The organism is Streptomyces sp. NPDC087420 (assembly GCF_044744165.1).
Taxonomy (GTDB): Bacteria; Actinomycetota; Actinomycetes; order Streptomycetales; family Streptomycetaceae; genus Streptomyces.
Window position 1 is genome coordinate 99,560 of the sequence record NZ_JBIUXU010000008.1, and the last position, 12,748, is coordinate 112,307.

At 70.5% G+C, this 12,748-nt stretch carries 12 protein-coding genes and 1 pseudogene; 7 read left to right on the plus strand and 6 right to left on the minus strand.

The genetic code is table 11. The annotated features are described in order from the left end of the window. From ACIO1C_RS17855 to ACIO1C_RS17875, 5 genes and pseudogenes are all read left to right on the plus strand, one after another. On the plus strand, positions 1 to 813 hold the full coding sequence (locus ACIO1C_RS17855) for a menaquinone biosynthetic enzyme MqnA/MqnD family protein (protein WP_401865065.1): 813 nt from the start codon (positions 1 to 3) through the stop codon (positions 811 to 813). Positions 814 to 910: 97 nt separating this feature from the next. Continuing rightward, positions 911 to 2,712 (plus strand): annotated as a pseudogene (locus ACIO1C_RS17860) (serine/threonine-protein kinase). A gap of 125 nt (positions 2,713 to 2,837) precedes the next feature. Then, positions 2,838 to 4,052 (plus strand): cyclic dehypoxanthinyl futalosine synthase, encoded by a 1,215-nt coding sequence (mqnC, locus tag ACIO1C_RS17865; protein ID WP_401864385.1) that lies wholly within the window; start codon positions 2,838 to 2,840, stop codon positions 4,050 to 4,052. 34 nt (positions 4,053 to 4,086) lie between these two features. Next, the gene (locus tag ACIO1C_RS17870; protein WP_401864387.1) at positions 4,087 to 4,743 is read left to right on the plus strand and encodes a hypothetical protein; all 657 of its coding nucleotides are present in this window, start codon (positions 4,087 to 4,089) and stop codon (positions 4,741 to 4,743) included. A 76-nt stretch (positions 4,744 to 4,819) separates the two neighbouring features. Then, entirely contained in the window at positions 4,820 to 5,512 is a 693-nt protein-coding gene (locus ACIO1C_RS17875; RefSeq protein WP_327235053.1) for a demethylmenaquinone methyltransferase, read from the plus strand. A gap of 27 nt (positions 5,513 to 5,539) precedes the next feature. Here ACIO1C_RS17875 and ACIO1C_RS17880 read toward each other — a convergent pair whose 3' ends face one another. Beyond that, positions 5,540 to 6,049, minus strand: a complete 510-nt coding sequence (locus ACIO1C_RS17880) for a GNAT family N-acetyltransferase (RefSeq protein ID WP_401864389.1) — start codon at positions 6,047 to 6,049, stop codon at positions 5,540 to 5,542. A gap of 106 nt (positions 6,050 to 6,155) precedes the next feature. Between ACIO1C_RS17880 and ACIO1C_RS17885 the strand changes: the two genes are divergently transcribed. Next, positions 6,156 to 7,442 carry a geranylgeranyl reductase family protein gene (locus ACIO1C_RS17885; protein ID WP_327235051.1) on the plus strand — a complete coding sequence of 429 codons (1,287 nt, stop codon included), beginning with the start codon at positions 6,156 to 6,158 and terminating at the stop codon, positions 7,440 to 7,442. A 26-nt stretch (positions 7,443 to 7,468) separates the two neighbouring features. On the opposite strand, the gene ACIO1C_RS17890 is transcribed toward ACIO1C_RS17885, so the two are convergent. The 5 genes from ACIO1C_RS17890 to ACIO1C_RS17910 form a co-directional block, all read right to left on the minus strand. Beyond that, positions 7,469 to 8,212: an ATP-binding cassette domain-containing protein gene (locus ACIO1C_RS17890; RefSeq protein WP_401864393.1), complete on the minus strand. Its 744-nt coding sequence runs from the start codon at positions 8,210 to 8,212 to the stop codon at positions 7,469 to 7,471. Then, positions 8,209 to 8,787: a hypothetical protein gene (locus ACIO1C_RS17895; protein ID WP_401864396.1), complete on the minus strand. Its 579-nt coding sequence runs from the start codon at positions 8,785 to 8,787 to the stop codon at positions 8,209 to 8,211. Before ACIO1C_RS17895 ends, ACIO1C_RS17890 begins: the two co-directional genes overlap by 4 nt. Continuing rightward, positions 8,787 to 10,067: a hypothetical protein gene (locus ACIO1C_RS17900; protein WP_401864398.1), complete on the minus strand. Its 1,281-nt coding sequence runs from the start codon at positions 10,065 to 10,067 to the stop codon at positions 8,787 to 8,789. Before ACIO1C_RS17900 ends, ACIO1C_RS17895 begins: the two co-directional genes overlap by 1 nt. Positions 10,068 to 10,172: 105 nt before the next feature. Then, positions 10,173 to 10,553 (minus strand): hypothetical protein, encoded by a 381-nt coding sequence (locus tag ACIO1C_RS17905; protein ID WP_401864401.1) that lies wholly within the window; start codon positions 10,551 to 10,553, stop codon positions 10,173 to 10,175. 297 nt (positions 10,554 to 10,850) lie between these two features. Further along, positions 10,851 to 11,810, minus strand: a complete 960-nt coding sequence (locus ACIO1C_RS17910; protein WP_401864404.1) for an NAD-dependent epimerase/dehydratase family protein — start codon at positions 11,808 to 11,810, stop codon at positions 10,851 to 10,853. A gap of 158 nt (positions 11,811 to 11,968) precedes the next feature. Between ACIO1C_RS17910 and ACIO1C_RS17915 the strand changes: the two genes are divergently transcribed. Further along, positions 11,969 to 12,745, plus strand: a complete 777-nt coding sequence (locus ACIO1C_RS17915; RefSeq protein WP_401864406.1) for an alpha/beta hydrolase — start codon at positions 11,969 to 11,971, stop codon at positions 12,743 to 12,745. The last annotated feature ends 3 nt before the right edge of the window (positions 12,746 to 12,748 follow it).

Genomic DNA, 12,748 nt, shown 5'->3' on the forward strand with positions numbered 1-12,748 from the left:
ATCCAGTTCCTGAACTGCCTGCCCCTCTATTGGGGGCTCGCCAGGACCGGAACCCTTCTCGACCTGGAGCTCACGAAGGACACCCCGGAGAAGCTCAGCGAGCAGCTCGTCCGGGGCGAACTCGATATCGCGCCCGTCACCCTGGTCGAATTCCTCCGTAACGCCGACGACCTTGTCGCATTCCCCGATCTGGCGGTCGGCTGCGACGGCCCCGTCATGTCGTGCGTGATCGTTTCGCAGCTGCCGCTGGAGAAGCTGGACGGGGCGCGGGTGGCCCTCGGCTCCACGTCCCGTACCTCGGTACGGCTCGCCCAGCTCCTCCTGGAGGAGCAGTACAAGGTGACCCCGGACTACTTCACCTGCCCGCCGGACCTCGGCGTGATGATGCAGGAGGCCGACGCGGCGGTCCTGATCGGTGACGCCGCCCTGCGCGCCTCGCTGCACGACGCCCCGCGGCTCGGCCTCCAGGTCCACGACCTGGGGCTGATGTGGAAGGAGTGGACGGGCCTGCCGTTCGTCTTCGCCGTCTGGGCGGCCCGCAAGGACTACCTGGCGCGGGAGCCGCTGGTCGTACGGAAGGTGCACGAGGCGTTCCTCGCGTCGCGTGACGTGTCCCTGGAGGAGGTCACGAAGGTGGCCGAGCAGGCGGCGCGCTGGGAGTCCTTCGACGCGGAACTGCTGGAGCGTTACTTCACGACGCTCGACTTCCGCTTCGGCGAGGAACAGCTCGCGGGGGTACGGGAGTTCGCGCGCCGCACGGGCCCGACGACCGGCTACCCGGCGGACGTGCGCGTGGAGTTGCTCCGGCCCTGACGGTGATCCGGCCCTGACCTCCCTGGGTCTGGGGGGTGTTCGCCGCCACCCCCTACTCTGCTCCGTACGGACGCGCGAGGCTGAGGGGGACAACAGCATGCAGCCGTTGGAGGCAGGCGAGGAGACCATCGGGCCGTACACGCTGCTGCGCAGGCTCGGTGCCGGCGGGATGGGCCGGGTGTATCTCGCCCGCTCGACGGGGGGCCGTACGGTCGCGGTGAAGGTCGTCCACCCGCACTACGCGGCGGACGAGCAGTTCCGGGCCCGGTTCCGGCGCGAGGTGGCCTCCGCGCGGCTGGTGGGGACGGGACCCGGCGCGCACCGCTGGTCGGCGCCGGTGCTCGACGCCGACCCGGGGGCGGCCGTCCCCTGGGTGGCCACCGGCTATGTGGCGGGGCCCTCGCTGACCCAGGCGGTCGCCGGCCACGGGCCGCTGCCCGAGCGGTCCGTCACGGCGCTGGGCGCGGGCCTGGCCGAGGCGCTGGTCGCGGTCCACGGGCTCGGTCTGGTCCACCGTGACGTGAAGCCGTCGAACGTCCTGCTGGCCCTGGACGGCCCCCGGCTCATCGACTTCGGCATCGCCCGCGCCACGGACGGCACCGCCTCCCTCACCGCGACCGGTGTGTCCGTGGGGTCGCCCGGCTACATGGCGCCGGAGCAGATCATCGGCGAGTCCGTGACCGGCGCGGCCGACGTCTTCTCGCTGGGCGCGGTGCTCGCGTACGCGGCGACGGGCGCGGGCCCGTTCGCCGGGGACTCGTCGGCCGCGCTGCTCTACAAGGTGGTGCACGGGGAGCCCGAACTGGGCCCGATGGAGGGCGGGTTGCGCGATCTGGTCGCGCACTGCCTGGCCAAGGACCCGGCCGCGCGCCCCACCCCCGCCGAGATCGCGCGCCGGCTCGCTCCCGGCGGCGCCGAGCGGGCGGTGGCGGTGGGCTGGCTGCCGGGGCCGCTGGTGGAGGAGGTCAGCCGGGCGGCGGTGGCGATCCTGGACCTGGACGCGGCGCCGCGCGCCTCCGGGCCCATTCCGGCCGCCGTGGAGCCGCCGGTGGCCACGGGGCCGGTGCCGTTCACCCAGGCGTCGACCGGGGGAGGTGCGACGGGCGGGGGTACGGCCGAGGGGGTACGGCCCCGAGCGCGGTGACCGGTTTCGGCGCTCCGGGCCCGGTGCTGGGGGTCTTCGGGCCGCCGACGGAACCGCCGCGGGACGCCTCCGTACCGGCGCAACGGCTGCACGACGGCGGGTTCTCCGTGTCGGTGTCCGGCGAGACCGGGCGCCAGGAAGGGCGCGGGGGCCGCAAGGTCAGCTGCACGGTGGTGCTGGCCGTGGCGGGCGCGCTGGCGGCGGTGACCGTGGGCGGCGGGGTCCTCCTCAACCAGGTGCAGGACAACACCAGGTCCGACGCGGCCCAGGACGGGGGGAAGAGCGACTCCACGTCGAGCGCCCCCGCCACCCCCGGGCGTCCCGCGCCGTCGCCGACACCGTCGGCCCCGGCATCCGCCTCCCCGTCCGTCTCCGCCTCCGACCCCGCGCAACCCGCCCCCGGCGCGGGCTCCGTACCGGACGAGCTGATCGGGACCTGGGACGGCTCGATCACCTCCGCCGGCATCCCGGCCGGCACGATGAAGGTCGTCATCAAGAAGGGCGGGACCGGGGAGCGGGTCGGCACGGGTGAACAGACCGACCTGCTGGGCAACTTCACCTGCCAGGACCTCTTCACCCTCACCGGGGCCGAGGACCGCGCGATCGTCGTGGACGTCAAGAGCGGCCCGCGCAGCCGGAGCATGTGCACGGAGAGCTCCAAGGGGCTGCGGCTCTCGCTGGAGAAGGACGGACTGCACTACGACTCCGACGACGCGGCGGCGGGGAACCCCACCGGTGTCCTGACGAAGCAGTAGCGGCAGGGCGTAGTGCGCCCCGGAGCCGCCGCCGACCTGCGGCGCGCCCCCGCGGCCCGTCCGGGCCGCGGGCCTGGCGTACGCTGGATCGGCCGCTGTACCCCCCTTGGGAAGGACCCGCCCCGGTGACCGAGAAGGCCGACCTCACGTCCGAATACGTCACTGGTGTCCTCGACCGTGCGGCTGCCGGGGGTCGTATCACCCCGGAAGAGGCGCTCGACCTCTACCGCTCCGCGCCGCTCCACGCCCTCGGCTCCGCCGCCGACGCGGCCCGCCGGCTGCGGTACGCCGGGACCGAGCACATCGCGACGTACATCATCGAGCGGAACATCAACTACACCAACCTGTGTGTCACGGCCTGCAAGTTCTGCGCGTTCTACGCCGCGCCCAAGGACACGGAAAAGGGCTGGACCCGCGGCCTCGACGACATCCTGCGCCGCTGCGCGGAGACCGTCGAGCTGGGCGGCACGCAGATCATGTTCCAGGGCGGCCACCACCCGGACTTCGGTGTCGAGTACTACGAAGAGCACTTCGCGGCCATCAAGAGGGACTTCCCCCAGCTGGTCATCCACTCCCTCGGCGCCTCCGAGGTCGAGCACATGGCCCGCATCTCGGGCGTCTCCGCCGAAGAGGCGATCCGCCGCATCCACGCGGCCGGCCTCGACTCCTTCGCGGGCGCCGGCGCCGAGTTGCTGCCCGCGCGGCCCCGCAAGGCCATCGCGCCGCTCAAGGAGTCCGGCGAACGCTGGCTGGAGATCATGGAGATCGCGCACGGCCTCGGCGTCGAGTCGACGTCCACGATGCTGATGGGCACCGGCGAGACCAACGCCGAGCGCATCGAGCACCTGCGGATGATCCGGGACGTGCAGGACCGCACGGGCGGCTTCCGCGCGTTCATCCCGTACACGTACCAGCCCGAGAACAACCACCTGAAGGGCCAGACGCAGGCCACGCTCTTCGAGTACCTGCGCCTGATCGCCGTCGCGCGGCTCTTCCTCGACAACGTCGCCCACATCCAGGGCTCCTGGCTGACCACGGGCAAGGAGGTCGGCCAGCTGTCGCTGCACTACGGCGCCGACGACCTGGGCTCGATCATGCTGGAGGAGAACGTCGTGTCGTCGGCCGGTGCCAAGCACCGCTCCAACCGGCTGGAGATCATCGACCTGATCCGCAAGGCGGGCCGCGTCCCGGCGCAGCGCGCCACGACGTACGAACACCTCGTCGTGCACGACGACCCGGCGAACGACCCCGTCGACGACCGGGTCCAGTCGCACATCTCCTCGACGGCGATCGAGGGCGGCACGGCCCACCCCGAGCTGAAGCTGCTCGCGTCCAACTGAACGGGCGGGGGCGATCGGGGGCGGGACGACGGCCGTGCTGACGATCCACCGGGCGGAGCTGCTGCTTCCGGGGGCGGGGCGGGAACCGGTGCCGGGAGGCGCCGTCCTCGTGGACGGGTCGGCCCTGGGGGCCGTGGGCCCGTACGAGCGGCTGGCGGCGGAGCGTCCGGAGGCACGGGTGCGCACGTGGCCCGGGATCATCACCCCGGGTCTGTGCAATCCGTACGGCCCCGAGCTGCTGGAGCGGGCGTACCACCCCGATCCCCGCGAGGCGGACACCCTCGGGACCGAACCGCTCACCGGCGAGGCGCTCGACGCGCTGGGCATGACCGACGCCCGGTGGGGCGCGAGCGCGCGGCGCGGGGTGCGGCGGCTGCTCGCCCACGGGGCGGTGGCGGTCGCGGGCGATCTGGGGCGGGAGGCGGTCGTGGACGCCGTACAGCGCTCAGGGCTCGGCATCGAGCAGCGCTTCACGGACCCGCCGGGCCCGGCCGTGCTCGACCCGTTCGCGGGACGGCCGGCGGCGGAGGCGTTCCTGCTGCCTCTTCTGGGTGACAGTGGTCTGTACGCGGACTTCGCGGTGTTCGCCGTACCGGTGGACGGGGATCCGTACGCGGCCCTGGCCGGGCACGGGGCGGCCACCTGCGTCGCCACGGTGCTGGGCGGCCGGCTGGTGCACCGGCGCGCGTGAGGCGGGGGCGCGCCTGAGAGAATGGCCCGTACCGCGGTACACCGCACCGGATCCGAGACAAGCGAGGCCAACGCCAGTGACGCGCGCATCCCTGGACAAGCAGCCGCACGAAGTCGCCTCGATGTTCGACGACGTGGCGGCAAACTACGACCTGACCAACGACGTGCTGTCGCTCGGGCAGGACCGGGTGTGGCGCAAGGCGGTCGCGAAGGCCGTCCACGCGCGCCCCGCCGAGAAGATCCTCGACCTGGCGGCGGGCACCGCCACCTCCTCGCAGCCGTTCGCCGCGACCGGTGCGTACGTCGTGCCCTGCGACTTCTCCCTGGGCATGCTGCGGGAGGGCAAGAAGCGCCACCCGTGGATGCCGTTCACGGCCGGGGACGCGACAAAACTGCCCTTCGCCGACGAGGTCTTCGACGCGGTGACGATCTCCTTCGGGCTGCGCAACGTCCACGACACGGACCGCGCGCTGCGCGAGCTGTACCGGGTGACGAAGCCGGGCGGGCGCGTGGTGATCTGTGAGTTCTCACACCCGACGTGGGCGCCGTTCAGGACCGTCTACACCGAGTACCTGATGCGGGCGCTGCCGCCGGCCGCGCGCGCGGTCTCCTCCAACCCCGACGCGTACGTGTACCTCGCCGAGTCGATCCGCGCGTGGCCCGACCAGCCCGCGCTGGCGGAGCGGTTGCAGGGCGCGGGCTGGTCGCGGGTGGCGTGGCGGAACCTGACGGGCGGGATCGTGGCGCTGCACCGGGGCGTACGGGACTGAGGGGTCTCTCCCTCTCTCGCTACAGGCTCACAGCTGCAACCGGTAGCAGTACGCCTCCTTCCCCGACACCGCCCCCGTGTACGTCTCCGCCCGCTCCATGCCGAGGCGCCGGATCACCGCGACGGAGCGGGTGTTCTCCGGGAGCACCATCGCCACCACCCGGTCGATACCCGCCGCGCGGACGCGCTCCAGCGTCGTGCGCGCGGCGGCGGTGACGTAACCGCGCCCCCAGTACGCGCGGCCGAGCCGCCAGCCGATCTCGATCTCGCCCACCGGACCGAAGGTCTCGTGCGGCCAGGGCTGGGCGCCGGTGAAGCCGATCGCGTCGCCGTGCTCGTCCACCAGCGTCCAGAAGCAGAAGCCCCGTTCGGCGTCGTGGCGGCGCTGGCGGGCGGTCAGCTCCTCGTACACCGAGTGCTCGGCGGAGGCGCCGCCGTGGAACTCCATCACCTCGGGGTGGTCGAAGAGCCGGTGCCAGGCGAGGGCGTCCTCCTCGGTGGGGACGCGGAGGTGCACGGCGGGCGGTGACTTGGTCATGTCCTTCACGGGCAGGCCCTTCAACGTGGTGATCGGTGCGCACGAATAGACTGCACACGTCCCGTGCCGTCCGGTACGCCATTTCGAGTCTTCGGGAGAACCCGCTGTGACCGAGCCCCTCTCCGAACACACCGCGGATGTGATTGTCGTCGGTGCCGGTCCGGCCGGGTCGACGACCGCCTACTACCTGGCCAAGGCGGGCCTGGACGTCCTGCTGCTGGAGAAGACGGCGTTCCCGCGCGAGAAGGTCTGCGGCGACGGTCTCACCCCGCGCGCCACCAAGCAGCTCGTGTCGATGGGCATCGACATCTCCGAGGAGGCGGGCTGGCTGCGCAACAAGGGCCTGCGGATCATCGGCGGCGGGGTGCGGCTCCAGCTGGACTGGCCGGATCTCGCCTCGTACCCGGACTACGGACTCGTCCGGAAGAGGGACGATTTCGACGAACAGCTCGCCCGCCAGGCGCAGAAGGCCGGGGCGCGGCTGTACGAGCGCTGCAACGTGGGCGCGCCGATCACGGACGCGCGCACCGGCCGGATCACGGGCGTGAACGCGAAGCTGGGCGAGGAGAAGACCCCCGTCACCTTCCACGCGCCGCTCGTCGTGGCCGCCGACGGCAACTCCACGCGGCTGTCGCTGGCCATGGGCCTGCACCGGCGCGAGGACCGGCCGATGGGCGTCGCGGTCCGCACGTACTTCACCTCGCCCCGCCACGACGACGACTACCTGGAGTCCTGGCTGGAGCTGTGGGACCGGCGCGGTCCCGGCGAGGACCGGCTGCTGCCGGGGTACGGCTGGATCTTCGGCATGGGCGACGGTACGTCCAACGTCGGCCTGGGCGTGCTCAACACGTCCGACTCCTTCAAGGAGCTGGACTGGCGCGAGGTGCTCAAGGCGTGGTGCGCGTCGATGCCGGCGGACTGGGGCTACACCCCGGACAACATGACGATGCCGATCCGCGGCGCCGCGCTGCCGATGGCGTTCAACCGCCAGCCGCACTACACGCGGGGCCTGTTGCTGGTGGGTGACGCGGGCGGGATGGTCAACCCGTTCAACGGCGAGGGCATCGCGTACGCCATGGAGTCGGGCCAGATCGCCGCCGAGGTGATCGTCCAGGCCCACGCCCGCGCGACCCCGGCCCAGCGCGAGCTGGTGCTCCAGCGCTACCCGCGCATCTTGAAGGAGACGTACGGCGGTTACTACACCCTGGGCCGCGCGTTCGTGAAGCTCATCGGCAACCCGAAGATCATGAAGATCGCGGCCCAGCGCGGCCTGACGCACCCGCTGCTGATGAAGTTCCTGCTGAAGATGCTGGCGAACCTGACGGACCCGACGGGCGGCGACGCGTCGGACCGCATCATCAACGGCCTGTCGAAGGTGGCGCCGAAGGCGTGAGCCGGGGCGGGGTTCGGGGTGGCCTTTCAGTAGTCCACGCCGTGACTACCGAGCAGCGCTGTGTACGCGCCTTCCGCGGCGCGACCGGACACGGTGTCTGCGGGGGTGTGGGCCAGAAAGGCTTCCGTGGTGCCGTCGTGCAGGATACGACCGCTGTGGAGAACCGTGACGTGGTCGGCCTCTTCCGCGAGGTCGGCCACGTCATGCGTGGACAGGAGCACCCGTACCTCGCCGGTCAGGGAGTTCAGGATGTCGCGGAAGATGCGGCGCTGATGGGGGTCCATGCCGGCGGTGGGCTCGTCGAGCAGCAGTACGCGGGCATGGTGGACCAGTGCGGCAGCGACCCCCACGCGTCGTAGCTGGCCACCGGACAGTTGGCTGCTTCTGGTGCCGGCCTTCTCGGCCAGTTTCACCCGGCCGAGCGCACGACGGGCCTGCTGCCAGGCATCGCTGCGATTCATGCCCTTGAGCCAGCCGACATACGCGACGTACTCACGTGCCGTCAGGCTGGGCATGGGGATGATGTCCTGGGGCATCCACGCGACAGCCTTGCGGAAGGCGGGGGTGCCGGCCGCCGTCCCGTCGAGCGTCACGGTGCCCGACCGGGGGCTGGTGACGGAGGCCGCGAGTTTCAACAAGGTCGACTTACCGGCGCCGTTCGGGCCGAGCAGGATGGTCAGCCCAGAAGGAAGCCGGTAGTTGAAATCTTCGAGGATGGGCGGCCGACGCCGTCGGTAGCTGTAGGTGCAGGAGACCAGTTCCAGCGTCATGGCAGTTTCCTTGGCGTACGGAGTTGGACGAGGATGCCGAGGGTGAACACGAGGACCGCGCCGAGGGCAGCGTGAGGAGCCCCGGGGGGCTCAGGGACGATCGTCCAGGGATACGGGTCGTTGCTGCTGCGGAAACCGGCCAGAACCACCAGAAAGAGCCAGGCCACGGGAATCATGACTCCGGGCTGTCCCAGAAGAGCCCGGCCGCACAGCATCAGGCCCGTCAGGAAGAGGGTGTTGCGGCCGGTCGCCGCCGCGAGCGGCACATCGAGCAGGGCGTCGACCGTGAGGGCGCACACGATCGCCGTCACCATGGTGGCGACGGTGAGAGCCGCGTCGAGCAGGGAGATTCTCCGCACGCCCGAGATCTCGGCGGCGGGTAGCCGTGATTCGAGGCACAACATCAGACCTGCCACCAGAGGCACAGGAATGAAGAGTGCGAGAGCGACGTGAGCGGCGCCGCCGAAGGACGGCAGGTAGACGGACGTGTCCTGGACGAACGTCACCAGCAGGGTGAACGCGGCGAGGACCGCCGGCAGAAGCGTATGCGCACGGCGCGCCTTGATCCAGAGCATCAGCGCGCCTGGGGGCAGGCGGCGGTGCGGTTCTGCCTGAACCAGGCCGTCTGTTGAGCCGTCGGCTCGGACCTGACCTCACGCACGATGCTCCTGACCTTCGCCTCCCGGTCGGTCGGGTCGGTCGGGTCGCTCCGTGACGCGGTGATCCGGTCGTACGTCTTCTCCGCGCCGACGATCGTGGACGCCCACAACAGCACGGCACGACCGGTGATCTGATCGACTTGGGCGCAGGGAAAGCGGATGGCGCCGACTGCCACCGCATAGGCCACGGTGCGGTTGCCGGACGCGGACGTCAGGGAGAGACGCCAGTGCTTCTCGGTGGACGGCTGAGAGTATCGCCCGTCTCCCAGACGGTCGGTGATGCGGTCCGGTGGGTCGGTGACGCCCACGGCACGGAGTTTCGCCAGGGCGGACACCACGTCCTGCCGCACACTTGCCAGTTCGTCCGCCGAGGTGGCTCGTGGCATGCACACCTGCGGCGCGTGACCCTGACACGAGACGGGTGCCTGCCCGCCGAGCAGCGGTGGGTTGGGTCCCCATGGCCGAGCCATGTCGCAGGCGGTGTACGTACCGGCCACCGCGACGAGGCAGGCCAGGGACGTGCGAATCGCTCTTCGTCGGACGGGGAGCCACATCAACGCGATTCCTGCTGCGATGCTCCCTCCGAAGAGCAGGTGGGGCACCAAGGAGATGAGCTTCGGTATTTCGCCGAACATGAGATCCGTGTACTGGCCGAATATGTTGCTCACCCAGAGAGGTTCCGTCGCCTGGGAGAACGCGACCATGACCCACACCCCAACCGCCATGACCGGTGCGGTGATGATATGCGGTGTGCGCAGTCCCACGCTGAATCCTATGACGGCGTGTGCCGTGCACAGGAACATCGCCATCGCGGGGAGCAGCAGGCTGCTCGGCGTGGGTAGTGTTGTGTGCTGAACCAAAGTGATGACGCTGGGCAGAATGACGACGGTCCAGGCCAGGAGACAGACGGGGAGAAGTGCGTTCGCCGCCACCCGATAACGGGATCGGGCCGGCGCCAGGGCCCACACTCCCGTGGTTTTGAGGCGGCCGCTTTCCCAGGTGGCCAGGGCGGCCGGTACGGCATACGCGAGTGGGTACAGGGACATGAGTGGTGAGGCGATCAGTGCGGGGGCGTAGCCAGAAGACTCGGGAGGTGGTGTGCTCCCATTTGAGACGTAGTAGAAAAGCGTCAACAGAATGACTCCTGGTGCCGCCCACCGCACGCTGCCCGCGCGCAGACTGGTGCTGAGTTTCATCAAAGCTCTCCGTCGTGAGCGGCGCGCCGGCCCGTGCGCCGAAGAGTCGGCGGAGAGAGGCGCCTGACCTCACGCCGCCGACCTACTTCCGCCGGCAATCAGTGGCTAGTCCGCCAGAGCGGTGTCGACGTAAACTGTACCGACGTCGAGGAGGCCGCCTTCCCTGCCGCCGATCTTGTCGATCGCGAAGTAGTACTCGCCCGACGGCAAGTCGTTCCATTTGCCGCTGCTGACCGCGTCGCCGTTGAAGCAAGCAGTGTAAGTCTTGGAGTCGAATGCCTTGTCGGGCAAGTTGTTGATGTCTCGCCAGATCTGGACATCGGTGCTCTTGGTGGTTTCGGTCTGAGTAAAGCAGTTCTTGAAGCGGACTTCAGAGAAGCTCTCGTCACTCCAGCGCCTTGATTCGAATCCGGTGCTCGCGCTGTTGATGTTACTTCCCCAGTTTGCCTCTGCTGTAGGAGCCAGGATCAGCAGTGAGGCCGACATGATTCCCGTAACGGTGCCGATTCTAATTCTGTTCATTGTTCCACTTCCTGTTTTCGTCGGCCTGTTTTGACTGCACGAAGCGGGAAGGGGGGACTTTATAATCGATCCCAAAGCACACCCCCCCGGGTGCTGTGCCGAACGGGGACTTGTGATCTCCGTTCGACATTCGTGGAATCTACACACCAGATGAACGCAAGGCAAAGGGATTGGTGGCGGTGGGGCGAGTTGGTTCGTTTCGCTGCCATTTATTCTGCCAGTTGGCCTGAATTGTTTGGCTTATTCGCGCCTTTATGTGCGTCAAGTCGTTGTTCTCGATCGGTACGTGGCCAGCGTGTTGTTCACGGCCTGTTCCGCCGGGGTCGCCGTCGCGCCGAGGTGTTTGGTGATCTTGGTGCTGTCGACGACGAACGGTTCCTGGAACTCGTACAGCATCTCGGTCAGTTCGCGCATGAGCGGGTTCGCGACGCCGAGCGTGCGCATCACGACGGGCGGGAGGGACCGCACCTTGGCCTTCGGGTGGCCCGCCGACTCGTGGACGAGGGTGACGAGTTGGCGGGTGGTGCGGGTGGCGGGGTCGTTCGGGAGGTGCCAGACCTCGCCCGCCGCGTCGGGGTGTTCGCCGAGGAGGGCGAGGCCCTCGCCGATGTCGGGGATGTACGTGTACGTGTGCGGCTGGTCCGGGTCCCCGAGGACGGTCGCCGTCCGGCCGCGCAGCGCGGGCTTGAAGACCGTGTCGCCGAGGACGGACTGCTTGCCGCCGCCGGGGCCGTAGTAGTCCGAGGCGCGGCCGATGGTGACCTCGACGCGGCCCGCGCGGTGCGCGGCGAGCAGGTCCTGGGCCATCCGCGCGCGGACCGCGCCCTTGCGGGTGGTGGGCGCGTCGGCGTGGCCCTCGGTGAGGGGGCGGCCCTGGGGCGGCCCGTACATGTAGACGTTGTCCATGCTCACCAGCCGCGCCCCGGCGGACTCCGCGGCGGCCACCACTCCGGCCTGGAGGCCGGGGAACTCCTCGGCCCAGCGGTGGTAGGGCGGGTTGAGGATCTGGTACACCACCTGCGCGCCCGCGGCGACGGCCGTGGTGAAGGCCGGGTCGGTGGCGTCCCCGGCCACGACCTCGACCCCGTCGGGAACGGGCGCGGAGCCCGAGCGATTGACCATCCGTACGTCCCGCGGGTGTTCGCCCCGGCGCAGCAGCGCGGCGAGCGTGGCCCGGCCGACGGCGCCGGTACCGAAGATGACATGGCGGGGAGTGCTCACGGGGCGTCCTTCGGGGAGGGCGACAGCAGGTGGCGGGTCAGCGCCACGGCTCCGGTGGAGCGCCCAGCGTACGGGTCCTGCCGTGCTCTTTCCCGGGCTGTACGGCGATGTGCCGCGCTTCTTCGCGGCGTACGATCACCGCGTAGGGGGAGGGTGCGATGTGGCGTGAGGTCCGGTACGAGGAGCGCGGTGTACGGCGCTTCCCCTTCCCGTGCGACGGCGAGACGCTCACCTGCTCCGTGACGACGCCCGTGGACCCCTCCGCGAGCCGGGCGACCGTCGTCCTGCTCCACGGCGCGGGGACGAGCGAGCACCGGCGCATGGACGCCCTGGCCGGGGACCTTGCCGCGCGGGGCCGTACCGTCGTCACCTTCGACTTCTCCGGGCACGGCGGCAGTTCCGGATCCCTCGGTGAGCTGAGCCTCCGGCGGCGGCTCAGGCAGGCCCGGGCCGTGATCGACGCGCACGCGCCGCCCGGCGACGGCCTGGTGCTCGTCGGATTCAGCATGAGCGGCCAGACGGTGGCGGACCTCGCCGCCCACTACGGCCCCCGCGTGACGGCCCTCGGCCTGTGCGCCCCGGCGGTGTACGCGCGCCGGGCGTGGGAGGTGCCGTTCGCCGACGGGTTCACCGGCGTCATCAGGACCCCGGAGAGCTGGCGGGACTCGGCCGCGCTCGACACCTTCCGTACGTTCACCGGCCGCGCGGTCCTGCTCGTACCGGCGCACGACACGGTGATCCCGCCCGCGGTGACCGGGGCGGTCGCGCAGGCGCTGGCCACGCGCGCCGACTTCACCCACCTCGTCCACGCCGGAGCGGATCACAAGCTGGGCCTGTGGCTGCGGGAGAACCCCGAGGAGCGGGGCGAGTTCGCGGACGCGATCCTGCGACCGGCGCACTCAGGGCCCGTACGCCGAAAGCCCGCCTCCCCCTGAACG

What these genes read in the sequence shown, in the direction of transcription:
- ACIO1C_RS17890 (WP_401864393.1), bottom strand. Translation starts at nt 8,212, where the DNA reads ATGACGCTGGAACTGGTCTCCTGCACCTACAGCTACCGACGGCGTCGG.
- ACIO1C_RS17905 (WP_401864401.1), bottom strand. Translation starts at nt 10,553, where the DNA reads ATGTCGGCCTCACTGCTGATCCTGGCTCCTACAGCAGAGGCAAACTGG.
- ACIO1C_RS17880 (WP_401864389.1), bottom strand. Translation starts at nt 6,049, where the DNA reads ATGACCAAGTCACCGCCCGCCGTGCACCTCCGCGTCCCCACCGAGGAG.
- ACIO1C_RS17900 (WP_401864398.1), bottom strand. Translation starts at nt 10,067, where the DNA reads ATGAAACTCAGCACCAGTCTGCGCGCGGGCAGCGTGCGGTGGGCGGCA.
- ACIO1C_RS17915 (WP_401864406.1), top strand. Translation starts at nt 11,969, where the DNA reads ATGTGGCGTGAGGTCCGGTACGAGGAGCGCGGTGTACGGCGCTTCCCC.
- ACIO1C_RS17895 (WP_401864396.1), bottom strand. Translation starts at nt 8,787, where the DNA reads ATGCTCTGGATCAAGGCGCGCCGTGCGCATACGCTTCTGCCGGCGGTC.